This is a genomic window from Microvirga sp. (assembly GCF_014699075.1).
In the GTDB taxonomy this organism is placed as follows: domain Bacteria; phylum Pseudomonadota; class Alphaproteobacteria; order Rhizobiales; family Beijerinckiaceae; genus Microvirga.
The window spans coordinates 250,800-277,148 of sequence record NZ_JACXAB010000006.1 but is presented as its reverse complement, the minus strand read 5'-3'; the positions used below and the strand labels follow the sequence as shown (position 1 = coordinate 277,148).

The following is a 26,349-nucleotide window of genomic DNA, read 5'->3' as shown; positions in this document are numbered from 1 at the left end:
TACCGGATTTATTGTAACGCGAAGTCATGGGTTACTTATGGAAAAGTTGAGCGTCCCCCACGACGTACAACCAGCAGCATTAAGCAGATCACAAGCGTAACCGTCAAAGAAAACTTGCCCCATTTGCTGTAAACAGTGGCAGTTTCCGCAACTGGAAGATTGGGATCTATGATCGATTCAACTGAGAGTGGCATTTGATCCACTATGCGGCCGAACGGATCGACAATGGCGGAAATCCCCGTATTGGCGGCCCGCACCAGGGGCAGCCCTTCTTCGACCGCTCGCAGGCGCGCCTGCGCGAAGTGCTGATACGGCCCCGGTGTCTCACCGAACCAGGCATCGTTGGTCACGTTCAGGATGAGGTCGGGCCGCGGGCCGTCGCCGAGAATTTCGCCCGGAAAGATCGCCTCGTAGCAGATCGTCGCTGCGACCGGCGGCAGGCCCGGGATCGCAAGCGTCATGCGCTTCTCCGCGGGCTCGAACCCGCCCGGAATGTGCACGAACTGGCGCAGGCCCACCGCCCGGATCACCGCATCGAGGAAATGCGGCACGTACTCGCCGAACGGCACCAGATGCGCTTTATCGTAGGAGCCGAGGATCGTGCCCCGGTCGTCGATCACCTGGATGGCGTTGTAGAACTTGCCCACCGCCTCACCGGGCAACGGTTCGTCCATGCGGGCCGCCCCCGTGATCAGGACAGACCCGGGCTCAAGAAGAGCTCCGATCTGAGCCAACGAGGCGGGATCGCGATCGAGCAGGAACGGAAAGGCCGATTCCGGCCAGATGATATGCGTCGGTGCGGCGCCATCCTGAACCGGTCTCGCGCTCAAGGACAGGTAGTGCCGCATGATGGCATCGCGGTTGCGCGGGTTGAACTTGGCATCCTGAGGCAGGTTGGGCTGCATGATGCGCAGGCGAACGTCGGGAACCGTCGCAGAGGCCTGGGCCGGCACCCGCCAGAAGCCGAATCCTGCAAGGCCGACGAGCATTGCCGCCGCAAGGGCTGGCGCCATCCAGCGGGCGCGAGCGGTCCGCCCGGTGAGCAGGACGGCCGGTGCGGCGCCGATGCACAGGCTCAAGAAAGTCAGGCCGTAGAGGCCGACCAGGGAGGCGGACTGCATCAGCCAGAGGTTCTGGCCGAGCGCCATGCCCGGGCTGTTCCAGGGAAAACCGGTGAAGAGGTGGCCGCGCAGGACTTCGCTGATCGTCAGGCCAAACGCGAAGGCCAGGATGCGCCGGGCACCGGGGAGCCAGAGCAGGCAGGCGAGCGCAAAGCCGAAAGCTGGGAAGAAGGCGAGAAGTGCCGGCAGGCCCAGGACCCCGAAGGGCATGGCCCAGGCGAACTGGTCGGCTTCCACGAGAAACGCGGCGCCGAGCCACCAGAGGCCGGCGACGAAATAACCGAAGCCCCAGAACCAGCCCAGAAAGGCCGCGGTCTTCAAAGGAGCCCAGCGTGATGGACCAACGCCAGCCGTGCCATCGAGGAGCCAGATGGCCGGCATGAGGGACAGGACAAGCGCCGGCAGGAACCCGAAAGGCGGCATGGCCAGAGCGCCAACGGCCCCGGCCGCGAATGCCGTGAGCCAGCGGCGCCAGCCACGCACGCGGGATCCGAAGGCGGCAAATGCCGGCAGGATCCCAGCGATGCCGGATGTTTCGGTTGAGGCATCATGCCCCGCCAGCAGGCTCATTCGGCGGCAGCGCTTTCAGGGCGCGGGGCGACCGGTTGGCCCTCGGTGATTTCCACTTCTGTCGAGGCCACGGTGCGGCGATGGATGCGAAGCCGCTTCACGCGCCGGGGATCGGCGTCCAGAACCTCGAATTCGAGGCCGGCCGGACCGACGATCACCTCGCTGCGGGACGGCACGCGGCCGGCGAGCGTCACGATGAAGCCGCCGATGGTGTCGATGTCCTCGGCGCCCTCCTCCTCGGTGAGGTCGACGCCGAGCATCTCCTTCACCTCGTCGAGGCTCGCGCGGGCATCGGCGATGGTGGTGCCGTCGGCCGCCTGCGTGATCGTGAGGGTCGCATCCTCGTCGTGCTCGTCCTCGATATCGCCCACCACCATCTCGACGAGATCCTCGATGGACACGAGCCCATCGGTGCCGCCGTATTCGTCGATCACCAGGGCCATATGGGTGCGCGTGGCCTGCATCCGCACCAGAAGGTCGATGGCCGGCATGGAGCGCGGCACGAACAGCACCGGGCGCAGGATGTTGGCCGACGCCAGCGTCATCGACAGGTCGATCTGGCCGAGGCTCGGCGGAGACGTCTCGTCGCCGGCACCCGCCTCAGAGGCACCGCCATCGGCCCGCATGGCGATGAAATCCAGGAAGTCCCGGATGTGGACCATGCCCTTGGGGTCGTCGAGGGTCTCGCCATAGACCGGCAGGCGGGAATGGCCGGCCGTGCGGAAGAGGTTCAGGAGTTCGCCGAGATTGGTCTCGGCCGCCACTGCCACGATATCGGCGCGGGGCACCATCACGTCCTCCACCCGGATGCGGTGGAAGGAGAGCACGTTCTTGAGCATCGCCCGTTCCTGGGGCGAGAAGTCCGTGTCTTCGACGGTTTCCGCGAGAACATCCTCAAGATCGTGGCGGATGGATTCGCGGGGTTTCAGGCCGAGACGGGTCAGAACCCGGTCGTACCAGTGGTCGCGTGTGTCGTCTGTCTCGGTGAGGGTTCGGACAGGGCGTTCGCTACGACTTCGATCTTCGTTCATTGCCGTGGGTTGTCAGCCGTTATGCTGCCATATCGCGATAGGGGTCGGCGATGCCAAGGGTGGCGAGCGCCTTGACCTCGAGAGCTTCCATGATGTCCGCCTCGGCCTCGACCTCGTGGTCGTAGCCGAGGAGATGCAGAACGCCATGAACGATCAAATGGGCGAAATGATGCGCAAGCTCCTTGGATTCCTCCTCGGATTCGCGCACCAGCGTCTCGTACGCTAGAGCAATATCGCCCAAATGGCGAGGCCCATCCTGGCCCGGCTGCTCCGGCGCTGGGAAGGAGAGCACGTTGGTCGGCTTGTCCTTGGCCCGCCAGGTGCGGTTCAATTCCCGGATCTGCGCATCGTCGGTGAGCATCACGCTCGCCTCGAAATCCCCGTCCGCCTCATAGGTGACGGCGAGCGCCGCTTGCGCCGCCTTCTGGGCCAGAGCGTCCGCGTCCTTGAGGCGGCTCCAGTCGCCCGCCTCGATCATGATGTCGAGGGTGATCACGGTCGGCGGTCCCGGTAATCCTGGCGCGGGGGCTCCGGCGGCGCTTCGCGGGCAGCCTTGTCGTAGGCGGTCACGATGCGGCGCACGAGGTCGTGGCGCACCACGTCCACTTCCTTGAAGGTCACCCGGGTGATGCCTTCCACCCCGTCCAGGATGCGCACGGCCTCGACGAGACCCGATTTCTGGCCCGGCGGCAGGTCGATCTGTGAGGGGTCGCCGGTGATGATCATGCGCGAGCCCTCGCCGAGGCGGGTCAGGAACATCTTCATCTGCATCGTGGTGGTGTTCTGCGCTTCATCCAGCAGCACCAGGGCATTGGTGAGCGTGCGTCCGCGCATGAAAGCCAGCGGCGCGATCTCGATCATGCCGGTCTGCAGGCCCCGGTCTACGTGGCGGGCCTCCATGAAGTCATAGAGCGCGTCATAGATAGGGCGCAGATAGGGATCGACCTTCTCGCGCATGTCGCCGGGCAGGAAGCCGAGGCGCTCGCCTGCTTCCACGGCGGGACGGGAGATGATCAGCCGGTCCACCTGTCCGGCTTCGAGCAGGGAGACCGCATAACCCACCGCCAACCAGGTCTTGCCGGTGCCGGCTGGGCCTTCGGCGAAGACGAGCTCGTTGGTCTTGAGTGCCTTGATATAGGTGTTCTGCGCGGCGTTGCGGGCGCGCACCGCCCCGCGCCGGCGCGTGGAGATCTGGTCGAAGGCGGTGAGGCCCTGGGACGGCTGTTCCTCGGCCGCCGGGAAGAGGCTGCCCTGGAGGGTGCTCTCCTGGATGGCGCCGTCCACATCGCCGGTGCCGAGGGCTCCGCCCTGACGGGCGCGCTCGTAGAGTCCTTCCAGCACGCGCCGGGCCATCTCGGAGGCTTCCGGCGTGCCCTTCACGGTAACCCGGTTGCCGTTGGCGATGGCCGTCACGTCGAGGCGCCGCTCGAGATGGGCGAGGTTCTGGTCGTATTGTCCGAAAACGAGGCTGGCGAGGCGGTTGTCCTCGAAGGTGAGGATGATCTCGGCCTCTTCGACGACACCCGGATGCAAGCCGCTGGGGTTCCGTCCCTTTTGTGCACGTGCGGTCGCGTTGTCCGCTGGGCTCAAATGCCTCTCCTCTGATGATCCGCTGCCGATGTGGCGACGGACGAATATGGGGCCTCGTTGGGCAACGGACTAGGCCGCGGCCTGGCTGTCGGGTCCGATCCATTCCCCGAACAGGCTGTTCGAGCCTGCTCGCATGATCCGCACCGTCACGATCTCGCCGATGGCATGGCGGTCGCTCTCGAACTGCACGGGCTGCAGGTAGGGCGACTTGCCGGCCATCTGGCCCGGGTGACGACCCGGCTTCTCCAAGAGAACGTCGAGAGTCTGCCCGACGGTTCCGTGATTGAAGGCCTGCCGCTGCATTTCGAGCAGATTCTGCAGGCGGCCTAAGCGCTCTGCCTTCACGGCCTCGGAGACCTGGGCCTCGATATCGGCCGCAGGCGTGCCGGGGCGGGGGCTGTACTTGAACGAGAACGAGCTGGCAAAGCCCACATCGGCGATAAGCCGCATGGTGTCCTCGAACTCCGCATCCGTCTCGCCGGGAAAGCCGACGATGAAATCGGACGAGAGCGCCAGGTTCGGCTGGACGTGGCGGATGCGCTCGATCAGGCGGCGGTACTCGTCGCCCGTATGCCGGCGGTTCATGGCGTCGAGGATGCGGTCGGAGCCCGATTGCACCGGCAGGTGCAGGTAGGGCATCAGGGCCGGCAGATCGCGATGGGCGGCGATCAGCTCGTCGTCCATGTCGCGCGGGTGGCTGGTGGTGTAGCGCAGCCGCACGATGCCGGGGATCTCGGCCAGGCGATGCAGCAGGCGCCCGAGCGACCAAACGGCACCGTCAGGCCCCTCGCCGTGATAGGCGTTGACGTTCTGGCCGATCAGGGTCAGCTCGCGCACGCCCGCGTCCGCAAGGCGCAGGGCCTCGTCCAGGATCTTGGCCACCGGGCGCGAGACCTCGGCCCCGCGGGTATAGGGCACCACGCAGAAGGTGCAGAACTTGTCGCAGCCTTCCTGGATCGTCAGGAACGCCGACACGCCCCGGTTCCGGATCGCCGCCTTCGAGGGCTTGGGCAGATGGTCGAACTTGTCCTCGACCGGGAATTCCGTATCCACCACGCGCTCGGAGCGCGGCTTCTTTAAGAGGCTTGGCAGGTTGTGGTAGTTCTGGGGTCCCACCACCACGTCGACGGCAGGCGCCCGGCGCAGGATCTCCTTGCCTTCGGCCTGGGCGACGCAGCCTGCGACCACGACCTTTGTCTCCCGGCCGGCCGCCTCGCGCTCCTGCTTCAGCTCGCGCACGCGGCCGAGCTCGGAATAGACCTTCTCGGCGGCCTTCTCGCGGATGTGGCAGGTGTTGAGGATGACGAGGTCCGCCTCCTCCATGGCTTTGGTTTCGCTGTAGCCCTCGGACGCCAGCATGTCGGCCATACGCTCGGCGTCATAGACGTTCATCTGGCAGCCATAGGATTTGACGAAGACTTTTTTCACGAGGTCGGCCTGTTCTGCTTGCAATCGGGCGGGCGAAGATCAGCGCCTTTTAAGCCTTTTCATCACGCAAGAGAATAGCGGCTGTTTGGCTCAAGGATTTTACGCTGTGGCGGTCATTCCGGACGGAGCGCAGCGAATATCCGGGATCGGATGCAGAAAGAGACACTGGTCTCCCTCTCCCTGAGAGAGAGGGTTGGGGTGAGGGGTTACAGGTCTATCCGGAGAGGACGCCAACCCCTCACCCGGACCTCCGGTCCGACCTCTCCCTCAGGGAGAGGTAAAGGGAGCCACACTTGTCCAGCAATCCCGGATCGGCTGCGCCGTCCGGGATGACCATTGCCCGTGGTCGGCTTCACTCGCGGAACGCACCCTCGACCGGCGCGGACAATTCCGCATCGGCGGCCAGAATTTCAGCAACGACCTTCGCGAAAGCAGGACGCGCGCTGAGCCGCTCATACCAGCCGGCCAAGTTCTCATGTCCTCTCAGGGACGCCCCACCCAGACGGCGGGTCCAGAAGACGGTCATGAACACGGCAATGTCGGCTGCCGAGAAGGCACCGCAGAGATAATCCTGGTTTTGGAGCTGGCGGTCGAGGGTAGCGAAATGGCCGGCGAGCGCAGGCTCGGCCTCTCTCGCCTTGAGCTCCTTCGCCTCCCAGCGCTCCAGGTCCTCCGGCTTCGGCTCGGTCCGGTGCATGAGGAAGCGCAAGGGCGCCAGCATGATCTCGTCGGCGAAGACGTCGAGCAGGCGGCAGCGGGCGCGCTCGCGCGGATCTCTCGGGTAGAGCGCCGGCTCTGGGTAAGCGTCTTCCAGATATTCGAGGATCACGGTCGAATCGTAGAGGGACAGATCCCCGTCGGTGAAAACCGGGACCTGTCCCTTGGGATTGAGCGCCAGCACGTCCGGGTGCTTGGGGGCGTAACCCTTCGTCTGGCTGAAGATGACTCCGATGCGCTCGAAGGCGAGCCCCTTCTCGTAAAGGGCGATCTCCACTTTACGGGAGAAGAGGCTGACGGGGCCGGAATAGAGCTTCATCGGGAGCCTTTCAGAAGATCAGCGTCTGATCGACGGCGGCAGGTGGTCCTGCCAAGAGGCCTCATTCAAGCCCTCCACGTCGGCCCGCGACAACCCGATATCATGCAGCGCGTGATCGTCGAGCTCGTACAGGATCTTGGAGGTCCTGCGGCGGTCGAGCCAAGCCTCATAGCGCAAAAGCAGGTTCATGAGCGTGCTCCCATGGTTGCGGTGAGTGGTGTGGAACCCAAGATTTGCTGTGGCATATCCGGTCGCCATGACGGTTCTCCTTCGATGGCGTTTCTCTGGAGATGAATGTGCTCCTGTGATAGGCTCCAAGCAAACGAGAAGTTCTTCAGCTCTGCCCAAGGAAAACTTGGGAAGAGTACCTCAAAGGTGCCGATGTCCCGCCGCCGTCTCCCGCCCCTCAATGCCCTGCGCGCCTTCGAGGCCGCAGCCCGCCACCTCAGCTTCGAAAAGGCCGGCGACGAGATCGCCGTGACAGCGAGCGCCGTTGGCCAGCAGGTGAAAGCCCTGGAAGCCTGGATTGGGAGGCCCCTTTTCGTGCGCCAGCCGAGCCGGGGCGTGGCGCTGACGCCGTTGGGCGAGCGCTATGCGGTGTCCGTCACCGAGGCCCTCAACCGGCTCGATGAGGCCACCGCGCGCGCCTTAAGGCCGGAGGCGTCCAACGTCATCACCGTCAGCGCCATGCCGAGCCTTGCCTCGAACTGGCTCATCCCGCGGCTCGGCGCCTTTCGGGAGCGCCATCCGGAGCTGGATGTCCGCGTCTCGGTGTCGGGTCACCTCACCGACTTCGATCGCGAGGACGTGGACGTGGCAATCCGCTTCGGGCGCGGCAACTATCCGGGTCTGCGTACGGACCTGCTGATGGAGGAGTTCTTCTTCGCCGTGTGCAGCGCGGCCCTGCTCAACAATCCGGACCGGCCTTTGCGCGAGCCCGCCGATCTGCTGCGTCACACCCTGATCTACGAGGCCGTCGATGGGGTCCCGGACTACACCACCTGGGACCGGTGGCTGGCAGAGGTCGGCGTCTCGGGGATCGACACCTCGCGCAGCCCCCGCTTCACCCATACCTACCTCTGCCTGCAGGCCGCCGCGTCCGGGCAGGGCGTGGCGCTCGCCACCAATGTGCTCATCGGCGATTACCTGAAGGCCGGCCGTCTCGTCCGGCCCTTCCCGCATCAGGTGAAGGGCGCCTACCAGTATTACATCGTCTGCCCGGAGGCGACGGCGGATCGGCCGGCCCTGGCAGCCTTCCGCGCCTGGCTGCTCGACGAGGCGAGGGCACAGGCTGCGGAGGCCGATGGGGCGCGGTGATGAAACCCTCATCGTCATGGCCGGACTTGTTCCGGCCATCCACGTCTTCAAAACCCCTCATTACATCCTCTCCCTCATCCTGAGGAGCCGCTGCAAGCGGCGTATCGAAGGAGCGTCCAGAGGGTACTGGAGCCTCCTTCGAGACGGTCGCTCCGCGACCTCCTCAGGATGAGGTTGAGTGGGAGATGAAGACGTGGATGGCCGGGACGAGCCCAGGGATGACGGATGTGCTGGTGACTTTAAGCCGCCCTCAATGCCCGCCGCACCTCGGCCTCGGCGAAGGCGGTGGCCTGCTTGCGGCTGCCGTTGAACGGCATCGGCTCGCCCCAGGTCACCACCACGTCGATGGGAATGCCCTGGATGAACAGCTTGAGGTGGGGCGCCAGGTCCATGTCGCCGTACCAGGCGATGAAGGGGCGGTCGCGCCGGGTCACAGGCATGCCGTGGCGGCGCGTGTAGGTGATGGCGAGTGGCTGCAGGAGCACGCGCTCGACGCTGTCATGCATGAGCGCCGTCTGGGCGGCGCCCACCAGGGAGGAGCGGAAGGGCAGGAGCCGGTTGCCGTCGCTCGTAGTGCCCTCGGCAAACAGCACGACCACCTCGCCCTTCACCAGCCGGTGGGCCAGCGCGTCGTTGACCTCTGCCGTCGCCTTGCGGCGCTGCCGGTCGATGAACACGGAGCGCTGGAGCGTCGCCATGAAGCCCACCACCGGCCAGCCCTCGATCTCGGATTTCGCGATGAAGGAGAGTGGGTGCAGCGAGCCGATCACCGGAATGTCGAGCCAGGATACGTGGTTCGACACCACGATGGTGGGCGCCTTACCGGGCGGTGTGCCGCGCTCGATCACGCGCACGTTGAAGATTTTGAGAAGCGCCCGGTGAAACCACATCGGCAGCACGTGCAGGGTGGCCGACCAACCGAGGCGCAGCGCGAGCATCTGCAGCGGCACGAGCACGAGGCTGCACAGGCCGAGCAGCCCCAGCTGGAAGGCGACGGCGAGTGTTGTCACGCGTCGTCCTTGTCCAGCGGGACCGCGTAGAGTTCGAGCCGGTGATACACCACCTTGTAGCCGAGCCGCCGGGCGATCTCGTTCTGCAGCGCCTCGATCTCCTCGGAGCGGAACTCGATCACGTCGCCCGTCTCGAGATTGATCAGGTGGTCGTGGTGCTCGCGGGCGGCCTGCTCGTAGCGCGAGCGCCCGTCGCGGAAATCGAGCCGCTCGAGAATGCCCTCCGTCTCGAATAGCTTCACCGTGCGATAGACGGTGGAGAGCGAAATGCGGTCGTCCACCTGCACGGCGCGGCGATGCAGCTCCACCACGTCGGGATGGTCCTCGGCCGAATCGAGCACCTGCGCGATGATCTTGCGCTGGCCCGTCATGCGCAGGCCCTTGTCGCGGCAGGCACGCTCGATGGCGTCCGACCGGCGCGTTCTGGCGGATGTGCTGTTGCGTGTGGCCAAGGCTGAAACATCTCCTTCCGCATCGGACCCAAAAGTGGCTTCCACTTTTGGGACCCATCCGATGCTCATCTATTAAGCTGCGCATCGTTGATGCGGAAAACCGGGTCCACTTTTCCGCACGATGCGCTTGCGGAGGCTTATAAGGGACAGAGGCGAACGGGGCTATAGGTCGAGCGCCATGGTGAGCGCCGAAGCCTTCGTGCCGTCGGCCTTGTGGTAATAGCCCTCCCGCCGACCGATCTCGCCAAACCCGGCGCGGCGGTAGAGGGCGATGGCAGGCGTATTCCCCTCCTCGACCTCCAGATGCACGCGGGCGACGCCCCGGCGGGACAGAGCATCGAGATGGGGGATGAGCAAGGTACGCGCATGGCCTTTTCCACGCGCCTCGGCTGCGATCGCCACCGTGATGATCTCCGCCTCGTCGAGCACGATCCGCGACAGGACGAAGCCTGCTGGCCTGGTGGTGCGGCCGAGGAAAAGCCCGTCCGCCATGACGCCGCGCTCCCCAAGCAGGCGTTCGAAATCAAGCGTACTCCACGGGCGCGGGAAGGCCGAGGCGTGGATCGCGGCAAGCCGCGCGGCGGCATCGGTGCCGACAGGCTCCACATGGGGCGCAGGCGGGTGGAGGAAGCGGTCGAGAATGCTCATCGCGCGGCTTCTACTGCGGGAGTTCCTATTGCCTGGCGATTCGCGCCCCGTCCTGCGGCTTGGCGTCGGGCTCGCGGAGGTAGAGCGGCTTCGGCAGGGCCTGGGCCGGGTCGGCCAGCGCCCCGAGGCGCGCCACCCAGCCGATGTCGGGAAACGCCGACACGTCGCTCACATGAGCATCGACGCCCTGGATCCGGGCCTCGGCGGCCAGCATGGCGGCGGCCGATCCGGCCACGATGATGGGCCCGGAACCGAGAAGCCGGATCGCGTCGCGATAGGTCATGAGCCCCGGCGGGATGATGCTGCGCCCACCGGGCGCAATGGCCTGGATGTAGAGGTGGCCGTGCTTGGCATCGATGGCGGCGGTGAAGAGCCCGCGCTTGTCGCCCACCATGAGCGGCGCCAGGAAGGCCGACAGGGTGGCAACGCCCACGACGGGGATGCCGGCCGCCAGACCGATGCCGCGGGCCGCGCTGATGCCGACCCTGAGGCCCGTATAGCTGCCGGGCCCCACCGTCACGGCGACCCGGTCGAGGCTCTCGAACCCGCCGTCCACCTGTGCGGAGAGCCGGTCGAGGAGCGGCATCAGGGCCTCCGCGTGGCCGCGCTCCATGGGGATGGTTTCGGCGGCCAGCGGCACATTCTCTCCGGCCTCGACGATGCAGGCCGAGCAGGCGCCGAGGGCGGTATCGATGGCAAGGACGCGCAAGGGTTGTCTCCGTGGGGTCTGTGCGTTTCTTTAGAGCATGAAGCCGACCAGAGGAAACCCGGTTTCATGCTTCCGTCGCGCGACCAAAGGGTTTCAGCTTGAGCAGGCTAGATAGCCAATGCCATGATCGGCCCATGACAACCAGATCAGACCCTTCTTCCACTGAGCCCAAGCCCTGGACCGTGAAAACCTCGCGCGACGTGATTCGCGACCGCTGGATCGGACTTCGCGCCGACGATTGCGTGACTGCCGACGGCGTGGAGGTGGCGCCCTATTACGTGCTCGAATATCCCGATTGGGTTCATGTGGTGGCCCTTGATGATGAGGATCACATCATCTTGGTCGAGCAGTATCGCCACGGCTATGGGGGCATGTCTCTCGAGCTGCCGGCGGGGGCGATCGACGGGGACGATTCATCCCCGGTCGCGGCGGCGGCCCGCGAGCTCGAGGAGGAGACAGGATATGTTGCGGAGCGCTGGCGCTCTTTCGGCAAGCACTCGCCCAATCCCGCGACCCACACGAATTTCTGCCATACCGTGCTGGCGCAGGGGGTGCGCCTGTGCGGCAAGACGCTGAACGACCCAGCCGAGCAGATCAAGGTGGTGCGGATCCCGGTTCAGGAAGCCATCCGGCTTGCTGCCGATGGTACGATCACGAATGCGATGCAGATCGCCTCCCTGGCCATTGCGCTGGGCGCTATCGGCAAGTGGAGCCTGTGAACCTCACGCGGCTTATTAGAAGTCCTTTAAGAAAAAGCGCGGCTTTTTCAGCCGCGCTTCGATACCCAAGCTTCCGGTCCTTGTATCGAACAGGCGTCAGACGGCCTGCACCTCGCGCACGTCCGGCAGGAAGTGGCGCAGCAGGTTCTGGATGCCGTGGCGGAGCGTAGCCGTCGAGGACGGGCAGCCGGAGCAGGCGCCCTTCATGACGAGGTAAACCGTGCCGTCCTTGAAGCCGCGGAAGGTGATGTCGCCACCGTCGCCCGCCACCGCCGGGCGGATGCGGGTCTCGAGCAGCTCCTTGATGGTCTCGACGGTTGCAGCGTCCGCATCGTCGAAGAACTCTTCACCGTCCTCTTGGCTGACGCCATAGCCGTTGGCGAAGAGCGGCGCGCCAGTCATGAAATGCTCCATGATCGCGCCGAGGATCGCCGGCTTCAGATGCTGCCACTCGCCATCGGCTTTCGTCACGGTGACGAAGTCGTAGCCGAAGAACACGCCGGTGACGCCCGGCACGGCAAAGAGGCGCTCGGCCAGCGGGGAGACTTCACCCTGCTCAGGATTCTTGGCCTCGAAGGTGCCTTCGGGCATGACCACGCGGCCGGGCAGGAACTTCAGGGTGGCGGGATTGGGGGTCGCTTCAGTCTGAATAAACATCGTCGTTCGTCCTCTGCGCCGGTTCAAGGCCGGCCGAGTGGTGGATTTAGAATTGTTCTAACAGATTCCTCTCCCAATGTGGATCGAATCGGGACGGATTCCAAGGGGAGAAGCCATACTCAGACGTCATCCTGGGGCTGCGCAGCAGAACCTGGGATCACGGAACGAGAATAGAGCGTGCTCTGTGGGCGATCCCGGATCTTCGCCGCGGTTCGTCCGGGATGACAGAACCGCTACCCCGCGAGCGCGTCGATCTGCTCGTCCGACAGGCCGCCGGGCACGATCACGATGGGGACTGGAAAGGAGGCGGCGGCGCGGCCGCCCAGCGTCGACACCAAGGGGCCGGGACCCTCCTTGCTGCTGCCGGCACCGAGCACCAGGAAGGAGATGTCCTCGTCCTCCTGGATCAGCTTCATGATCTCGTCCGCCCGGGTGCCGACGCGGATGATCTGCTCGGGTTCGACGCCCGCGGCGCTGCGGGCCTCGCGGGCGGCGGCATCGAGAAGCTTCTGGGCTTCCTCGCTCGCCTCCTCGATCATGGCCTCGCCCACGCCGATCCATTCGAAATTGTCGGGCGGGTCGACGACGGCCAGCATCACCATGCTGGCACCGGTGCGGGCCGCGCGGCGGGAGGCGAAGTGCACCGCCCGGGCGCATTCCGGGGTCTTGTCGACCACCACCATGAATTTCGGCCTGTGGCCCGATTCGTAAGATCGACGCTTGTCGCTCACGGAACGCTCTCCTGATAACCCCGGATGCTGCCCTGCCTTTGGGGCAAGGGCAAGCCGGTCGCATGCCGCTCTTTTAAGCAGCGCATGGGGTCAGCGAGCGCGCACGAATCCGAGGATGTCCTTGACCGCATCCATGGTCACGGAGGCGAGCGCCCGCGCCCGCGCGGAGCCGTCCGCCAGCACCGCATCGATGTGACCGGGATCGGCCATGAGGCGGCGCATCTCGTCGGCGACCGGCGAGAGCTTCGTCACCGCCACGTCGACCAGCGACGCCTTGAAGCCAGAGAACTGCGCGCCGCCATGCTGGCGCAGCACCTCTTCCGGCGTGGTGTCCATGAGCGCCGCGTAGATCGCCACGAGGTTCTCGGCTTCGGGCCGAGCCTTCAGGCCCTCGACCTCGGAGGGCAGGGGCTCGGGATCGGTCTTCGCCTTGCGCACCTTTTGGGCGATGGTGTCCTGGTCGTCCGTGAGGTTGATGCGCGAGTAGTCGGACGGATCCGACTTCGACATCTTCTTCGATCCGTCGCGCAGGGACATGACCCGGGTGGCCGGGCCCTGGATCATGGGCTCGGTGAGCGGGAAGAAGGCCTCGCCGAAGCCGTGGGCGGCGATCGACTCGGCCCAGTCGTTGTTGAACTTCTGGGCGATGTCGCGGGTGAGCTCCAGATGCTGCTTCTGGTCCTCGCCCACCGGCACATGGGTGGCGCGGTAGACCAGGATGTCGGCCGCCATCAGGCTCGGATAGGCGTAGAGGCCCACAGAGGCGTTCTCGCGGTCCTTGCCGGCCTTGTCCTTGAACTGGGTCATGCGGTTGAGCCAGCCAAGGCGGGCGACGCAGTTGAACACCCAGGCGAGCTCCGCGTGCTGGGGCACCTGGGACTGGTTGAAGACGATGTGGCGCTTGGGGTCGATGCCGGCGGCGAGGAACGCGGCGGTCACCTCCCGGATCTGCCGGGTGAGGTCGGCCGGGTTCTGCGGCACCGTGATCGCGTGCATGTCCACGACGCAGTAGATGCAGTCGTAGTTCTCCTGCATGGCCACGAAGCGCTTGATGGCGCCGAGATAATTCCCGAGATGAAGGTTTCCCGTGGGCTGAACGCCCGAGAACACCAGCTCCTTGAACTGCGCCATCGCCTTGAACTCCCGCGGGACGCTTATGCGAGCCAGATAACCCGCGCGCTGCCCCGAACTCTTTTCCAATGCATCGTCCTGACGGAAGGCGGAAGAACCGCCTTCCCGGAACATGCTTCTCTGCGGCGCGGGTTATGACAGGCCCGCGTCGGGACGCAAGGGTTCTGACGATTTTTTCGTGAGAGAGGCCCAATCGTCGCGGGTCACCGCGCCGGTCGCGAGAGCGGCAAGCGCATAAAGGGTGAAGCCGCCGAGGCACAGGGCCGCCAGCATGAGAGGCCCCGGCTCGGGAAACGTGCTTCTGGCGCCGAGAAGCCCAAGGCTCATGACGATGGTGGCCGTTACCGTTCGCACCAAGCGGCTCAGGCTCTGGCGGTCGGGCGACCAGAGGCCGAATCGGTGCAGCCCCAGGGTCACCGCGCCCGCATGTCCAAGGCAGCCGAGGCTGACTCCGAGCGCGATCCCCGTCGGGCCGAGCGCCCAGGCGAGGAGAAGGGAGGCGGTCACGGTCACCACGAGGCCCATGCCGGCGGCCATGAAGGCCATCCTTAAGGAGCCCAGGGCGAAAAGGGTCTGGCTCAGGACTTTCCCCACCGTGGCGAACGGCAGGCCGAGGCTCAGGGCCATGAGCACCAGGGCGGTGCCCTCCGTGTCGGCGGATCCGAAGGCGCCGCGCTCGAAGAGAACCGTGCTGATGGGACGGGCGAGGATGATCAGGGCTGCGCTGGCGGGCAGGGCGAGCAACAGCGCTACCTCGAGTGCGCGGTTCTGCGCTGTTATGAGAGCCTGCCGCTCACCCGCCTGATACCGCCGGGCGAGCTCCGGCAGGAGCAGGCCCGCGCTCAAGCCCGCCATGAGCCCAAGCGGCAGCTGCATGACGCGCTCGGCGTAGTAGAGCCAGGAGACGCCGGAAGGCCAGAAGGAGGCGATCTGTGTGGCGGCCAGAAAGTAGATCTGCACCGCGCCGCTGGCGGCGAGCACGGGCAGTCCTGCCAGAAGGAGGCTCTTCAGGAGGGGCGACCAGCGCGGTCGGCGAAAACGGACGAGGCGCGACCTGCCTTTGAGGAGAGCGGCTGCCACGATGGCTAGCTGGATCAGGCCGGCGAGGGTTGAGGCGGCGGCAAGCCATGCGGCCTTCTCCACGAGAGGAAGATCGAATCCGCTCTCCAGCACCACGAGTGTCAGGATGAGACCGCCGTTGACCGCCAGCGGCGCAAGCGCCGTTGCCGCGAAGCGCCCGCGCCCGTTGAGAACGGCCGCCGCGATGGAGGCGAGCGTCACGCAGAGCACGATGGGAAAGGACAGGCGGGTATAGAGCGCGACCAGCGCCAGCGTCTCGCCATCGTCGTGCAGGCCCGGCGCAAGGAGAAGGGCGATGAGGCCCGCGCCGATCTCTACGAGGCCGGTGAGCGCCAGCAGCGCAAGGGCGAAGACGCTGAGCGCATCGCCTGCCACTGTCGCGCCTTCGTCCGGACCCGCACGGCTCAAGGCCGGCACGATCACCGGATTGAGCCCGCCCTCGCCGACGATGCGGCGCACGAGGTTGGGCAGGCGCAAAGCCGCGAGAAACGCATCCGCCACCGGACCGGCGCCCAGGGCCTGCGCGAACAGCACGTCGCGCGCGAAGCCGAGGACACGCGAGGCGACCGAGCCGAGGCCGACCAGAAGGGAGGAGCGGAAGAGCGACATGCGCTCTGAGGCTTAGCGAGTCCGAAGGGAAAGTCCAAGGCAGGTGTACCGACGTGACCACTGTCATTCCGGGGCCGCGCAGCGGAGCCCGGAATCCACAAACGCTGACGGTGCAAAGGGAAGTGTGGCGCTGATCGCCCTTCTTGGAATGTCGTAATTATGGATTCCGGGCTCGACCTATGGTCGCCCCGGAATGACAGTGGGAGATTACCCCCGCGCCTGCGCAATCGCCTCCCGCTTCTGGGCGAGCGTCATGCCGCCCGCGTAGGATTGCGTGGCGACCAGGAAGGACGGGGTAGCGACGAAACCGAGGGAGTCGCCGAGTTTGAGGGTGTCCTTCATCCACTGCGTCGTGCGCTCGGCATTGGCTGTCTCTTCCAGGCGCGTGCGGCTGCCGCCGAGGCGCTCGGCCTCAGCGAGCACCCGGTTTCCATCCACCGTGCCGCGCAGGCGGAACAGGGCGAGGTGCAGGTCGAGGTAGCGCTCGGAGCCGTGGAGCTGGAGATAGGCGAGCGCCGCCTTCGTCGCCGTCACCGACGGGATGCCGAGCACGGCGAAATTCACCAGCACGTAGGAGAGATCCGGCTCAGCCTTCAGCAGCGCCGGCAGATCCCCGGCCGAGCGTTTGCACCAAGGGCAGTTGTAGTCGAAGTATTCGACCATGATCACGTCGCCATGCTTGTGACCGAGGCGCACGGCGGACGGCAGGGCCAGCGTATCCTCCACCAGCTCGATGGGAACAAGCTGCGGCTCCGGCCCGGATTGTGCGAAGGCGGGAAGGCCGGTGCCGGATGCGGCAAGGCCGGCGAGAAGAGCACGGCGGGACAGGATCATGACGAAGCAACTCGACTGAGGGGAAGCCCCTCGTGCCGTCCGATCATGGCGATGGCAAGGCCAAGGTTTGCCGTCTCGCACACTCGTGAAGGATGAAGCTTGATTGGCGTGTCGAGCTACTCAGTTGCACTTGGCGCTGCTTGCGCGGACAATCGCTGCAACAGATGGGGGATGCCCGATGAATTCCGTTTTCAGCCATGACGAACTGGCCGTGATCCGGCGCGCCTATGCCAAGCAGATTCTCGCGCTCTCCGGCATCGCAGACGATTCCAGGCTCGAAGAGGCGTTCGCCGCCGTTGCGCGCGAGCGCTTCCTCGGCGCGCCGCCCTGGCTGATGTCACGCGGGCTGAGAGGTTACGAGGCGGTCGCATCGCACGACCCGGTTGTGCTCTATCAGGATGCGCTCTTCGCCCTCGCGTCGGAAAACGGCGTCAACAACGGCAGCCCGTCGCTGCATGCCCGCTGCCTGCATTCTCTGCGCCTGCGCGAGGGCGAGCGCGTGGCTCACATCGGCGCGGGAACGGGCTATTACACGGCGCTGCTCGCGCATCTCGTCGGCGCACACGGGCATGTGCTCGCCGTCGAGTTCGATCCCGATCTGGCCGAGCGTGCCCGGGACAATCTGGCGGACCTGCCCAACTTCACCGTCATCCAGGGTGACGGTGCCGAATGGCCGCGCGAGGATGTGGATGCGATTTACGTGAATTTTGCCGTCGAACGTCCGGCCGAGGCCTGGATCGATCACCTCAACCCGAATGGCCGGCTCATCTTCCCCCTCGGCGTTCCGCGGCCGAAGGCGAGCCCGCAGGGCGGGACGCACTCCCTTTACGGTGCGGGGTTGTGCGTGACGCGGAAAAGCGCCGGCCTTGCCGTGCGATGGCTCGGCCATGTGTCCTTCGTCTGCGCGGAAGGGCAACTGTCGCAGCCGGGAGCGGACAGGCAGGCGCTTCAGGCCGCCTTCGAGAGCGGCGGGATGGAGTTCGTGCGCAGCCTGGTCTGGCGGGAGAGTGCACCACCCGGACGGTGCTGCTTCACCGGAGCGGGCTGGGCTTTGTCCTATGACGCGGTGCCGGAATAATCGAGAGCATCGTGCGGACCCAGCGGGCCGCGCCAGCGAAGAGTGGACCCGGTTTTCACTGACGTGGCCCTCCGGGTCCGCTCCGAACGATGCTCTCATCTATGGAGGAAGCATCGGATGGACCCAAAAGTGCAAATCCACTTTTGAGTCCGATGCTTTAGGCTACATCCCCTGCCATGATGCGAGGAAGGACGGCACGTCGCCGGCCGGCATCGGGCGCCCGAAATGATAGCCCTGGACCAGGTCGCAGCTCATGCGCTGCAGGAGAGAAGCCTGGAACGCCGTCTCGACCCCCTCGGCGACGATCTCGATTCCGAGATTGTGTCCGAGGCTCAGCACGGCTTTCACGATGGCCGTATCCCCGGCGTCGGATTCCAGGCCGCTCACGAAGCTGCGGTCGATCTTGAGCGTGTTCACCGGAAAGCGCTTGAGATGGGACAGGGAGGCATAGCCCGTGCCGAAATCGTCGAGCGCGATGGTGACGCCCTCGGCGCTCAAGGTTCGCAGGGCCCGTTCCACCAGCTCGGTGCTGGATCCCAGGAACACGCTCTCGGTGACCTCCACCTCGAGGCACCGGGCCGGCACGCCCGCGTGCCTCAGGTCGTCGAGCACGCGCTCGGCGTAATCGCCGCGCCGGAACTCGGCGGCCGACGCGTTGATGGCGATGCGCCCGAGGCTGAGCCCGGCATCGAGCCAGCCGCGCATGTCGGACAAGACGCAGGCACGCATGCGCTCGCCGATCGCGGTGCCGAGTTCGGTATCGTTGAACGCCGGGGCGATCTTTTCCGGCGCTTGGATGCCCCCGCGCGGGTGTTGCCAGCGCAGCAGGGCTTCGAAACCCCCGATGGCTCCGGAGGCCAGCACCACCTTGGGCTGGTAGAACGGCATGATCCAGCCGGACTCCACCGCTTTCGCCGCCACCTCCAGGGCCGAGGCTGTCCGCTGCGCCTCCTGGCGCAGGGCCGGAACGAACATCTTGAACGCGCCGCGCCCGGAACTCTTGCTGTGGTAGAGCGCGAGATCCGCCTGCTTCTGAAGCTCCTCGGGGCTGGTGTCGATCCCGATCGTGATCGCACCGCCGATGCTGGTGCGGCAGTCCAGCGCCTTCCCGCTGCGCCTCAGCGGTTCCTGCATCCGGGACAGGATCGATCGGGCGGCCTCGGCAACGTCGTCCTCGCTGGCGACGTCAGGCAGGATCACGGCGAATTCATCGCCGCCTAAGCGGGCCACGATATCGGTGGCTTTCACCGCCTGCCGCAGGCGCTGGGTAAACTCTTTCAGGAGATCGTCGCCGGCGTCGTGACCGAACCGGTCGTTGACCTGTTTGAGATGATCGAGATCCATGACGAGGAGGCCGATGGCCTGTGACTCCTCTGAGACCTCGTCCAGGGCCAGCTTGAGGCGCTCGCGAAAAAACCGCCGGTTGGCGAGGCCGGTGAGGTCGTCGTGATAGGCGGCCCGGTGCAGTTGGTCCTCGGCAAGCTTGCGGTCGTGGATGTCCTCGACTGTCCCGTACCAGCGGATCACCGAGCCGTCCTCGGCAAAGCGCGGGATCGCCCGGCTCCGGAACCAGCGATAGTTTCCATCCGCGAGACGCCCGCGGCATTCAACGTCGAGCGGCCGGTTCGTGCGGACGGCCTCGATCCATTTGTCTCGAACCAGAGGCAGATTGTCAGGATGCACGACACGAGCCCAGCCGGAGCCCACAGTATCGTCGGATGGGATCCCCATCAGATGGTTCCAGCGCGTGGAGGTGCTGAGGATGTTGCCCTGGCTGTCCGCCGTCCAGGGAATCTGCGGGTTCAACTCGACCGAGTAGCGGTAGTGTTCCTCGCTCTCACGCAGGGCGGCCTCGCTCCGCTGGCGTTCAATCGCCAGGGCCGCCAGATGCGACACGGCATCGATGCCTGCCATCTCACTTCGGGTCGGGGACCGTGGCTCGGCATAGTAGAAGCCGAAGGTGCCGAGCACATCGCCGGATTGCGAAAGGATAGGCTTCGACCAGCAGGCCTGGAGGCCATTCTCGAATGCGAGATCGCGCCACCGGGCCCAGAGTGGATCGCTCGCGATATCCGACACGATCACGGTGCTGCGCCGGTAGGCGGCTGTGCCGCACGATCCGATGTCCGGTCCGATCGGAAGGGGGTCGATCGCCGCGTTGTAGGCTGCAGGCAGCCTGGGTGCCGCTCCATGGCGGAGCACTTGGCCCGCTTGGTCGAAGAGAAGGATCGAGCAGCGTGCCCCGGCAATCTGGTCCTCGGCCAAGTGGCAGAGCGCGGTCAGGACCTCGCCCAAGGGCCGCCCGGCCGCAACCATCTCAAGAACCCTGGTATGCCCGAGATGGGTCAGCTCGGCGAGCTTGCGGTCATGGATGTCCTGGGTGGTGCCGTACCAGAGGCTCCACGCACCGCCTGCATCGCGGCGGGCGCCGGCGCTGGAGCGGACCCAGCGGTAGCTCCCGTCGGCAATCCGCAACCGGTATTCGCATTCGTAGGACCCGGAGGCCATGGAATTGCGGCGGGCCTGCTGCAGGTGCGTCAGGTCGTCGGGATGCACGATCTGGATCCAGCCGCTTCCCATCAGGTCCTCCAGAGGAAGCCCGATGGTCTCAACCCAGCCGTATCCGGCGTAGAGAATGTTGCCGTCCGAATCCGAGGCCCAAGGGATCTGGCGGCTCAGGTCGATTACGTAACGGTATAAACTTTCTGTCTCTTCAAATGAGTTGCCGGCAATCGAAAAGATTGGCTCGCGATAAAATCTCGTCCTTGGCAAAGGCGGGCTGGGTTTGTTGCGGTACATGTAACGAGCTTGAAAATACTATCGCCAGAAGCCTGAAAATCTTGGCCGACATTGAGGCTGCTGTCTATCCAACGTGATGATCCATTTGGTCACCAAGGTAAATCGGGCAGATCGCTGCGCTTTGATTGAGGCTCCGCTAGGGATGATGGTGCCTTAATTTGCCCGAGCATTCGGAAAGAAGGCCTTAACGGCGCTCGCGGTCGATCCCGAAGGATGGCCGGATGCAAAGAGGCCGGCGGCTTGCGCCGACCGGCCTCGAAGGTGAAGCAGTCGTTTCAGGGTCAGGGATGACGGCCTGGTGCTAGCCTTCTTCGCCGGTCACGCCGGCGGCGTCCTGGGCCTTCAGCACCTCGGGGCGCGGCATGGAAATGATGTTGTAGCCGGAATCCACGTAGTGGATCTCGCCGGTCACCCCGCGGGAGAGATCGGACAGCATGTAGAGGGCGGCACCTCCCACATCCTCGATGGTGATGTTCTGGCGCAGGGGCGAATGGGCCTTCTGGTAGGTGAACATCAGGCGCGCATCGGCGATCCCCGCGCCCGCGAGCGTGCGCACCGGGCCCGCCGAGATGGCGTTGCAGCGGACGCCCTGGGGGCCGAGATCGTTCGCGATGTAGCGCACGCTGGCCTCGAGCGCCGCCTTCGCCACGCCCATCACGTTGTAGTTCGGCATGACCCGGGTCGAGCCGCCATAGGTCAGCGTCAGGAGCGAACCGCCGTTCCTCATGCGCTTGGCGGCGCGCTGGGCGATCTCCGTGAAGGAGAAGCAGGAGATCACCATGGTGCGGGAAAAGTTCTCGCGGGTGGTGACGTCCACGTAAGGGCCCTTGAGCTGCGACTTGTCGGAGAAGCCGATGGCGTGAACCACGAAGTCCAGCCCGTCCCAAGCCTTGTCGAGGGTGTCGAACACCGCGTCCACGGAGGCGAGATCCTCCACGTCGCAGGGGACCACGAGGTTGGAGCCGAGGGACTGCGCCAGCGGGGCCACGCGCTTGCCCAGCGCCTCGCCCTGGTAGGTGAAGGCGAGCTCCGCCCCTTGCCCGGCCACGGCCTTGGCGATTCCCCAGGCGATGGAGTGGTCGTTCGCGACGCCCATGATGAGGCCGCGCTTTCCTTGCATCAGACCGGTCACGTGGGTTCCCCTCTGCATCGGCTCCAGGGTGCGACGCCAATTGTTATGAAAGTGTGCATCGCGGGCCGGAAATTATGGTGTCGGTGAGCGTGTCCATGCGAAGCCCTCTTAGATGAGCGGGGCATCGCATGGCTCTGTCTCAGGTTTATGATGAGGTCTTACCCGTTGTGGCGGCTGAAGACGAGTGTGGCATTGGTGCCGCCGAAGCCGAAGGAGTTCGACAGAACCGTGTCGATCCGGGCATCGTCGATCCGCTTGCGCACGATGTTCATGTCGGCGAATTCCGGATCGATCTCGTCGATATGGGCGCTCTCGCAGATGAAGCCGTTCTGCATCATCAGCAGCGAATAGATCGCCTCCTGGACGCCGGTGGCGCCGAGCGAGTGGCCGGTGAGCGATTTCGTCGCGGAGATGGGCGGGCACTTATCGCCCGAGCCGAAGACCGTGCGGATCGCCTCGATCTCCTTCTGGTCGCCCACGGGGGTCGAGGTGGCGTGCGGGTTGATGTAGTCGACCGGGTTGTGCACGTCCTTGAGCGCCATGCGCATGCAGCGGATCGCGCCCTCGCCGGACGGGGCCACCATGTCGTACCCGTCCGAGGTCATGCCGTAGCCGATGATCTCGCCGTAGATCTTGGCGCCGCGGGCCTTGGCATGCTCCAGCTCTTCGAGCACCAGCACGCCTGCGCCGCCGGCGATCACGAAGCCGTCACGGTTGACGTCATAGGCGCGCGAGGCGCGGGCAGGGGTGTCGTTGTACTTGGTGGACATGGCCCCCATGGCGTCGAAGAGGTTGGACATGGACCAGTCCAGATCCTCGCAGCCGCCGGCGAACATCACGTCCTGCTTGCCGTACTGGATCATCTCGTAGGCATTGCCGACGCAATGGTTCGAGGTCGCGCAGGCCGACGAGATCGAATAGTTCACGCCCTTGATCTTGAACCAGGTGGCCAGCGTCGCCGAGGCCGTGGACGACATGGCCTTGGGCACTGCGAACGGCCCGATGCGCTTGGGACCCTTCTCGCGGGTGATGTCGCCCGCTTCGAGGATGATGCGGGTGGAGGGACCGCCCGAGCCCATGATGATGCCGGTGCGCTCGTTGGAGATCTCGTTCTCCTCCAGGCCGGAATCCCGGATCGCCTGGTCCATGGCCACATGGTTCCAGGCCGTGCCCTTGGCGTGGAAGCGCATGGCGCGCCGGTCGACGATCTCCTCCGGGTTCAGGGTCGGGGCGCCCTGCACCTGGCAGCGGAAGCCGTATTTCGCGAAATCCTCGGCCTTGCTGATGCCGGATCTCGCTTCCCGCAGAGAGGCCAGCACCTCCTGCGTGTTGTTGCCGATGGACGACACGATGCCCATTCCGGTGACGACGACGCGCCTCATAGCCTACCTCTTCTAAGGACCTTCACTGCCGGTCTCAACGCTTCAACACGTAAGGCCGACGATGCGCATTCTCAACAGTGAGCCATGCGAATGGGATAAAGCGTGATCCCAAGAACGAAGGCCCTGTCGTGGAACGACAGGGCCGGTTCTTTAAAAAAGATTGCGCTTTGTCAACAGTTTGGATCGAAACTACCCGCCGGCGGGTGTTTCGGCCTGGAACAGCCCGACGCGCATGTCCTTGGCCTCGTAGATCCGGCGCCCATCGGCCTCGAGCCAGCCATCGGCGATGCCGAGCACCAGCTTGGAGCGGAAAACGCGCTTGAGATCGACGCCGTAGACCACCTTCTTGACGGTGGGCAGCACCTGGTCGGAGAACTTCACCTCGCCGACGCCGAGCGCCCGGCCGCGGCCCGGGGAGCCGCCCCAGCCGAGGAAGAAGCCGGTCATCTGCCAGAGGGCATCGAGGCCGAGGCAGCCCGGCATCACCGGGTCGCCCTTGAAGTGGCAGGGGAAGAACCACAGGTCCGGCCGCACGTCGAGTTCCGCCACCACATGGCCCTTGCCGTAGGCGCCGCCATCCTCGCCGATGGAGGTGATGCGGTCGAACATCAGCATGGGGGGAAGCGGCAATTGCGCGTTGCCGGGACCGAACAACTCTCCGCGCCCGCAGGCAAGGAGCTCTTCATAATTAAAGCTGGACTGGCGGGCCATGCCGGATGCCGATCCTTTCCCTAGGGTCTCAAAAGGGGCCTCAAGAAAGCCTCGGGGCCATGATGCGGCTCTGGTAGCACAGGCTTGGCCGTCCATCAAAGGGACCCGCGTCGGGATTCTTTGCGGCCGCGACCATCGTCCCAAGAACCTCGCCAAGAACCTTGCCAAGAACCCTGCTGTCCCATGACCCATCCGGGGGGCAGCCTTGCGGCAACCCTCTCGCTTTCTTATTATCGTGATGTTAGAAGCGCGCATTCGTCCATTCAGTTCCGTGACATGACCGATCCTTTGTCCGCCTACATCGCGTCCACCACCGCTCCGGCTCACCGGAAGGGCTGTCCTGTGTCCGAGTTGCGGGACAAGCTGCGGCGCGTGGGCCTGCGCCCGACCCGTCAGCGCGTGTCCCTGGGCTGGCTCCTGTTCGGCAAGGGCGATCGGCACATCACGGCCGAAATGCTCTTCGACGAGGCGTCCCGCGCCCGCGTGCCGGTGTCGCTGGCGACCGTTTACAACACCCTGCACCAGTTCACGGAAGCCGGTCTCCTGCGCCAGCTCGCGGTGGACGGCGCCAAGGCCTATTTCGACACCAACCCCACCGAGCACCACCACTTCTTCCTGGAGGAAGAGGGCGAGATCGTGGACATGCCGGCTTCGGGCATCAGCGTCGCCGACCTTCCGCAGCCGCCGGAAGGCATGGAAGTGGCGGGCGTCGAGGTGATCGTGCGCCTGCGCCGCAAGAGCGCCTAAGACCCTCCATCCTTTCCGGGAGAGCGGCGTTCCCGTTTCTCGCATCGTGCGCGGAAAAGTGGCCCCGGTTTTCACTATCGTGGCCCTTCGGGTTGCTGGCGCGGCCCGCTGGGTCCGTCTCGAACGATGCGCAGCTTAAGGGATTGAGCATCGGATCAATCCCAAAAGTGCCTTCCACTTTTGGGTCCGACGCTCCAGATGCCGCTCAGCCACAGCCTCTTCGCCCTTCTCGTCACGGTCATCTGGGGCCTGAGCTTCGTCGTCATCAAGCTCGGTGTTGGCACCACGCCGCCCCTGCTGCTGGCGGCCCTTCGCTTCCTCTTGGCCGCAATCCCGGCGGTGTTCTTCGTGCCGCGCCCGAAGACCCGTTGGACGAACGTGGTGGCCTACGGCTTCTTTCTCGGCGTTGCCCAGTTCGGCCTGCTCTTTGCCGCCATCGCGTTCGGCATGCCGGCAAGCCTCGCCTCCGTGGTCATGCAGGCGCAGGTGTTCTTCACGATCCTCTTCGCCGCTGTCCTGATGAACGAACGGCCCGGGCCGCATCAGGTCGCCGGCGGCGTTGTTGCCGGCTTCGGCCTCGTTCTCATCGCGTGGCCCCGCATGACCGGCGGAGGCGCCGGACCCTTCGTCATGACGGTGATCGCCGCCGCCTGCTGGGGCGTGGCCAACATCGTGTCCAAGCGGGCCGGTCGGGTCGACATGCTGGGCTATATCGTCTGGTCGAGCCTTGTCGCGCCGCTGCCGCTGCTGGGGCTGTCCCTGTGGCTCGATGGCGCGGATCAGGTGCTCGCCGCGCTGACCCGCATGGATGGCGGCACCCTCGCGGCCGTGGCCTATCTTGCCTATCCCACCACGATCTTCGCCTTCGGGATCTGGGCCTATCTGCTCTCCCGCCACCCGGCCGCCACGGTGACGCCCTTCGCGCTCTTCGTGCCCGTTGCCGGGATCCTGGGCTCAGTCCTGATCCTCGGCGAGGCCATGCACCCGATCGAGGCCGTCGGCGGGGCGATCATTGTGCTGGGCCTCGCCTTCAATGTCTTCGGACCGCGGCTGATGAAGGCGTTCCGGTAAGGCAAAAGGTTCTTTGAACCCAGTAGAACCGGGTTTTATCCTTCTCCTGTAACCCTATGGTTGATCGATGGCGATTATTCGCAATCTAAGGTTGGTCAAATTCATGCTACGAACCTGACCGGGGGGGTTAAACGAGGAGGCCGATCATGGACTCACGAATCCACAGCGTCGATGAAGTTCACGTCTCAACCTTGGATCCCGTCGCCAATGCGCCTTTGGCTATCAGCGTCATGGCTCGTGGGAAGGTCAATTCAACGGGCTGGACCAATCCACGTTTGAGCCATTGGATCTATATCCAGCCGCCCAAGGACGGGATTCTGGATCTCGATTTCATCGCGACGGCTCCGGCCGGTTACGCTCTCTACGTCATGTGTCCGGTTTGCGTCTGTTTCGCTTTCCCTGTCCCGTCCTGGGTGCGCGGCGTTCGCATTCGGAGTTCGACGAATGAGAAGGAAGCCACGTTCAAGCGACCCAAGGAAGCGCCGGATAAGGACTTCGAAGGCTTGCCCCTACCTTGGCCATTCCCATGGTTTGCGCCCGTGGCGAAGACGTAAAATCCTTCTCGGGCTGCCGTGCTAGCGCAGCAGCCCGAAGCCCACCAGAGCATAGGCGATCAGGAATATCGCCACGAAGATGTTGAGAAAGCGCGGCGCTACGATGGAGGCGACTCCAAGAACCAGCGCAAGGATCGGGAGGATGTTCTTCAGGCTGAGGGAGAGTGTCATCGGGCCGGGCTTTCAGAGGGAAACTCTGTTT

At 65.2% G+C, this 26,349-nt stretch carries 27 protein-coding genes; 6 read left to right on the top strand and 21 right to left on the bottom strand.

Annotated features, from left to right (window positions below; translation table 11 throughout):
• Positions 1-35: 35 nt before the first annotated feature.
• The 7 genes from lnt to IC232_RS12730 form a co-directional block, all read right to left on the bottom strand.
• Positions 36-1,691 (bottom strand): apolipoprotein N-acyltransferase, encoded by a 1,656-nt coding sequence (lnt, locus tag IC232_RS12760; protein WP_190845339.1) that lies wholly within the window; start codon positions 1,689-1,691, stop codon positions 36-38.
• Positions 1,688-2,722, bottom strand: a complete 1,035-nt coding sequence (locus IC232_RS12755; RefSeq protein WP_190845338.1) for a hemolysin family protein — start codon at positions 2,720-2,722, stop codon at positions 1,688-1,690. The genes lnt and IC232_RS12755 overlap by 4 nt, the downstream gene beginning before the upstream one ends.
• Before the next feature lie 19 nt (positions 2,723-2,741).
• Positions 2,742-3,200 (bottom strand): rRNA maturation RNase YbeY, encoded by a 459-nt coding sequence (gene ybeY / locus IC232_RS12750; protein ID WP_190845395.1) that lies wholly within the window; start codon positions 3,198-3,200, stop codon positions 2,742-2,744.
• Between the two features lie 14 nt (positions 3,201-3,214).
• Positions 3,215-4,312, bottom strand: a complete 1,098-nt coding sequence (locus tag IC232_RS12745; RefSeq protein ID WP_190845337.1) for a PhoH family protein — start codon at positions 4,310-4,312, stop codon at positions 3,215-3,217.
• Between the two features lie 69 nt (positions 4,313-4,381).
• Positions 4,382-5,740 (bottom strand): tRNA (N6-isopentenyl adenosine(37)-C2)-methylthiotransferase MiaB, encoded by a 1,359-nt coding sequence (gene miaB / locus IC232_RS12740; RefSeq protein WP_190845336.1) that lies wholly within the window; start codon positions 5,738-5,740, stop codon positions 4,382-4,384.
• A gap of 352 nt (positions 5,741-6,092) precedes the next feature.
• Complete coding sequence (locus tag IC232_RS12735; protein WP_190845335.1) at positions 6,093-6,776, bottom strand: glutathione S-transferase family protein; 684 nt, start codon at positions 6,774-6,776, stop codon at positions 6,093-6,095.
• 18 nt (positions 6,777-6,794) lie between these two features.
• Positions 6,795-7,034: a DUF1127 domain-containing protein gene (locus tag IC232_RS12730; protein WP_190845334.1), complete on the bottom strand. Its 240-nt coding sequence runs from the start codon at positions 7,032-7,034 to the stop codon at positions 6,795-6,797.
• A gap of 123 nt (positions 7,035-7,157) precedes the next feature.
• Here IC232_RS12730 and gcvA point away from each other — a divergent pair, with 123 nt between their 5' ends.
• The gene (gcvA, locus tag IC232_RS12725) at positions 7,158-8,093 is read left to right on the top strand and encodes a transcriptional regulator GcvA (protein WP_190845333.1); all 936 of its coding nucleotides are present in this window, start codon (positions 7,158-7,160) and stop codon (positions 8,091-8,093) included.
• A gap of 239 nt (positions 8,094-8,332) precedes the next feature.
• Here the strand turns inward: gcvA and IC232_RS12720 are convergent, their stop codons facing one another.
• From IC232_RS12720 to tsaB, 4 genes are all read right to left on the bottom strand, one after another.
• On the bottom strand, positions 8,333-9,103 hold the full coding sequence (locus tag IC232_RS12720; RefSeq protein ID WP_190845332.1) for a lysophospholipid acyltransferase family protein: 771 nt from the start codon (positions 9,101-9,103) through the stop codon (positions 8,333-8,335).
• Entirely contained in the window at positions 9,100-9,474 is a 375-nt protein-coding gene (locus IC232_RS12715) for a Fur family transcriptional regulator (protein ID WP_190845394.1), read from the bottom strand. Before IC232_RS12715 ends, IC232_RS12720 begins: the two co-directional genes overlap by 4 nt.
• 243 nt (positions 9,475-9,717) lie before the next feature.
• On the bottom strand, positions 9,718-10,203 hold the full coding sequence (locus IC232_RS12710) for a GNAT family N-acetyltransferase (protein WP_190845331.1): 486 nt from the start codon (positions 10,201-10,203) through the stop codon (positions 9,718-9,720).
• A 25-nt stretch (positions 10,204-10,228) separates the two neighbouring features.
• Positions 10,229-10,912, bottom strand: a complete 684-nt coding sequence (tsaB, locus tag IC232_RS12705; RefSeq protein WP_190845330.1) for a tRNA (adenosine(37)-N6)-threonylcarbamoyltransferase complex dimerization subunit type 1 TsaB — start codon at positions 10,910-10,912, stop codon at positions 10,229-10,231.
• Positions 10,913-11,046: 134 nt separating this feature from the next.
• Between tsaB and IC232_RS12700 the strand changes: the two genes are divergently transcribed.
• The gene (locus IC232_RS12700; protein ID WP_190845329.1) at positions 11,047-11,631 is read left to right on the top strand and encodes an NUDIX hydrolase; all 585 of its coding nucleotides are present in this window, start codon (positions 11,047-11,049) and stop codon (positions 11,629-11,631) included.
• A 96-nt stretch (positions 11,632-11,727) separates the two neighbouring features.
• Here the strand turns inward: IC232_RS12700 and IC232_RS12695 are convergent, their stop codons facing one another.
• The 5 genes from IC232_RS12695 to IC232_RS12675 form a co-directional block, all read right to left on the bottom strand.
• Complete coding sequence (locus tag IC232_RS12695) at positions 11,728-12,288, bottom strand: NifU family protein (RefSeq protein WP_190845328.1); 561 nt, start codon at positions 12,286-12,288, stop codon at positions 11,728-11,730.
• Positions 12,289-12,521: 233 nt separating this feature from the next.
• Complete coding sequence (locus IC232_RS12690; protein WP_190845327.1) at positions 12,522-13,019, bottom strand: universal stress protein; 498 nt, start codon at positions 13,017-13,019, stop codon at positions 12,522-12,524.
• A 90-nt stretch (positions 13,020-13,109) separates the two neighbouring features.
• Positions 13,110-14,150 carry a tryptophan--tRNA ligase gene (gene trpS, locus IC232_RS12685; RefSeq protein WP_190845393.1) on the bottom strand — a complete coding sequence of 347 codons (1,041 nt, stop codon included), beginning with the start codon at positions 14,148-14,150 and terminating at the stop codon, positions 13,110-13,112.
• 132 nt (positions 14,151-14,282) lie between these two features.
• Positions 14,283-15,839 carry a murein biosynthesis integral membrane protein MurJ gene (gene murJ, locus IC232_RS12680; protein ID WP_190845326.1) on the bottom strand — a complete coding sequence of 519 codons (1,557 nt, stop codon included), beginning with the start codon at positions 15,837-15,839 and terminating at the stop codon, positions 14,283-14,285.
• Positions 15,840-16,046: 207 nt separating this feature from the next.
• Positions 16,047-16,673, bottom strand: a complete 627-nt coding sequence (locus tag IC232_RS12675; RefSeq protein WP_190845325.1) for a thioredoxin domain-containing protein — start codon at positions 16,671-16,673, stop codon at positions 16,047-16,049.
• A gap of 178 nt (positions 16,674-16,851) precedes the next feature.
• On the opposite strand from IC232_RS12675, the gene IC232_RS12670 reads away from it, so the two are divergent.
• A complete protein-coding gene (locus IC232_RS12670) occupies positions 16,852-17,751 on the top strand; it encodes a protein-L-isoaspartate O-methyltransferase family protein (protein WP_190845324.1) in 900 nt (299 codons plus the stop codon).
• 162 nt (positions 17,752-17,913) lie between these two features.
• On the opposite strand, the gene IC232_RS12665 is transcribed toward IC232_RS12670, so the two are convergent.
• The 4 genes from IC232_RS12665 to fabA all read right to left on the bottom strand — a co-directional run bounded on the left by IC232_RS12665 (position 17,914) and on the right by fabA (position 23,775).
• On the bottom strand, positions 17,914-20,550 hold the full coding sequence (locus IC232_RS12665) for an EAL domain-containing protein (RefSeq protein ID WP_190845323.1): 2,637 nt from the start codon (positions 20,548-20,550) through the stop codon (positions 17,914-17,916).
• A gap of 301 nt (positions 20,551-20,851) precedes the next feature.
• Positions 20,852-21,682 (bottom strand): enoyl-ACP reductase FabI, encoded by an 831-nt coding sequence (gene fabI / locus IC232_RS12660; protein ID WP_312895155.1) that lies wholly within the window; start codon positions 21,680-21,682, stop codon positions 20,852-20,854.
• A gap of 158 nt (positions 21,683-21,840) precedes the next feature.
• A complete protein-coding gene (fabB, locus tag IC232_RS12655; protein WP_190845322.1) occupies positions 21,841-23,064 on the bottom strand; it encodes a beta-ketoacyl-ACP synthase I in 1,224 nt (407 codons plus the stop codon).
• 189 nt (positions 23,065-23,253) lie between these two features.
• Positions 23,254-23,775, bottom strand: coding sequence for a 3-hydroxyacyl-[acyl-carrier-protein] dehydratase FabA (gene fabA / locus IC232_RS12650; protein ID WP_190845321.1), 522 nt, complete (start codon positions 23,773-23,775; stop codon positions 23,254-23,256).
• Positions 23,776-24,051: 276 nt separating this feature from the next.
• Here fabA and irrA point away from each other — a divergent pair, with 276 nt between their 5' ends.
• From irrA to IC232_RS12635, 3 genes are all read left to right on the top strand, one after another.
• The gene (gene irrA, locus IC232_RS12645) at positions 24,052-24,522 is read left to right on the top strand and encodes an iron response transcriptional regulator IrrA (protein ID WP_246812176.1); all 471 of its coding nucleotides are present in this window, start codon (positions 24,052-24,054) and stop codon (positions 24,520-24,522) included.
• A gap of 198 nt (positions 24,523-24,720) precedes the next feature.
• Positions 24,721-25,593: an EamA family transporter gene (locus IC232_RS12640; RefSeq protein ID WP_190845320.1), complete on the top strand. Its 873-nt coding sequence runs from the start codon at positions 24,721-24,723 to the stop codon at positions 25,591-25,593.
• A gap of 146 nt (positions 25,594-25,739) precedes the next feature.
• A complete protein-coding gene (locus tag IC232_RS12635; RefSeq protein ID WP_190845319.1) occupies positions 25,740-26,147 on the top strand; it encodes a hypothetical protein in 408 nt (135 codons plus the stop codon).
• 21 nt (positions 26,148-26,168) lie between these two features.
• On the opposite strand, the gene IC232_RS12630 is transcribed toward IC232_RS12635, so the two are convergent.
• On the bottom strand, positions 26,169-26,318 hold the full coding sequence (locus IC232_RS12630) for a DUF3096 domain-containing protein (RefSeq protein WP_190845318.1): 150 nt from the start codon (positions 26,316-26,318) through the stop codon (positions 26,169-26,171).
• Between the last annotated feature and the right edge of the window lie 31 nt (positions 26,319-26,349).

Coding starts and splice junctions, on each gene's coding strand:
- IC232_RS12640 (WP_190845320.1), top strand. CDS start 24,721: ATGCCGCTCAGCCACAGCCTCTTCGCCCTTCTCGTCACGGTCATCTGG.
- IC232_RS12630 (WP_190845318.1), bottom strand. CDS start 26,318: ATGACACTCTCCCTCAGCCTGAAGAACATCCTCCCGATCCTTGCGCTG.
- IC232_RS12675 (WP_190845325.1), bottom strand. CDS start 16,673: ATGATCCTGTCCCGCCGTGCTCTTCTCGCCGGCCTTGCCGCATCCGGC.
- IC232_RS12735 (WP_190845335.1), bottom strand. CDS start 6,776: ATGAAGCTCTATTCCGGCCCCGTCAGCCTCTTCTCCCGTAAAGTGGAG.
- IC232_RS12715 (WP_190845394.1), bottom strand. CDS start 9,474: ATGACGGGCCAGCGCAAGATCATCGCGCAGGTGCTCGATTCGGCCGAG.
- trpS (WP_190845393.1), bottom strand. CDS start 14,150: ATGGCGCAGTTCAAGGAGCTGGTGTTCTCGGGCGTTCAGCCCACGGGA.
- IC232_RS12755 (WP_190845338.1), bottom strand. CDS start 2,722: ATGAACGAAGATCGAAGTCGTAGCGAACGCCCTGTCCGAACCCTCACC.
- gcvA (WP_190845333.1), top strand. CDS start 7,158: ATGTCCCGCCGCCGTCTCCCGCCCCTCAATGCCCTGCGCGCCTTCGAG.
- IC232_RS12730 (WP_190845334.1), bottom strand. CDS start 7,034: ATGGCGACCGGATATGCCACAGCAAATCTTGGGTTCCACACCACTCAC.
- IC232_RS12700 (WP_190845329.1), top strand. CDS start 11,047: ATGACAACCAGATCAGACCCTTCTTCCACTGAGCCCAAGCCCTGGACC.
- fabB (WP_190845322.1), bottom strand. CDS start 23,064: ATGAGGCGCGTCGTCGTCACCGGAATGGGCATCGTGTCGTCCATCGGC.
- murJ (WP_190845326.1), bottom strand. CDS start 15,839: ATGTCGCTCTTCCGCTCCTCCCTTCTGGTCGGCCTCGGCTCGGTCGCC.
- IC232_RS12710 (WP_190845331.1), bottom strand. CDS start 10,203: ATGAGCATTCTCGACCGCTTCCTCCACCCGCCTGCGCCCCATGTGGAG.
- IC232_RS12670 (WP_190845324.1), top strand. CDS start 16,852: ATGAATTCCGTTTTCAGCCATGACGAACTGGCCGTGATCCGGCGCGCC.
- irrA (WP_246812176.1), top strand. CDS start 24,052: ATGACCGATCCTTTGTCCGCCTACATCGCGTCCACCACCGCTCCGGCT.
- IC232_RS12695 (WP_190845328.1), bottom strand. CDS start 12,288: ATGTTTATTCAGACTGAAGCGACCCCCAATCCCGCCACCCTGAAGTTC.
- ybeY (WP_190845395.1), bottom strand. CDS start 3,200: ATGATCGAGGCGGGCGACTGGAGCCGCCTCAAGGACGCGGACGCTCTG.
- fabA (WP_190845321.1), bottom strand. CDS start 23,775: ATGGCCCGCCAGTCCAGCTTTAATTATGAAGAGCTCCTTGCCTGCGGG.
- IC232_RS12635 (WP_190845319.1), top strand. CDS start 25,740: ATGGACTCACGAATCCACAGCGTCGATGAAGTTCACGTCTCAACCTTG.
- IC232_RS12665 (WP_190845323.1), bottom strand. CDS start 20,550: ATGTACCGCAACAAACCCAGCCCGCCTTTGCCAAGGACGAGATTTTAT.
- lnt (WP_190845339.1), bottom strand. CDS start 1,691: ATGAGCCTGCTGGCGGGGCATGATGCCTCAACCGAAACATCCGGCATC.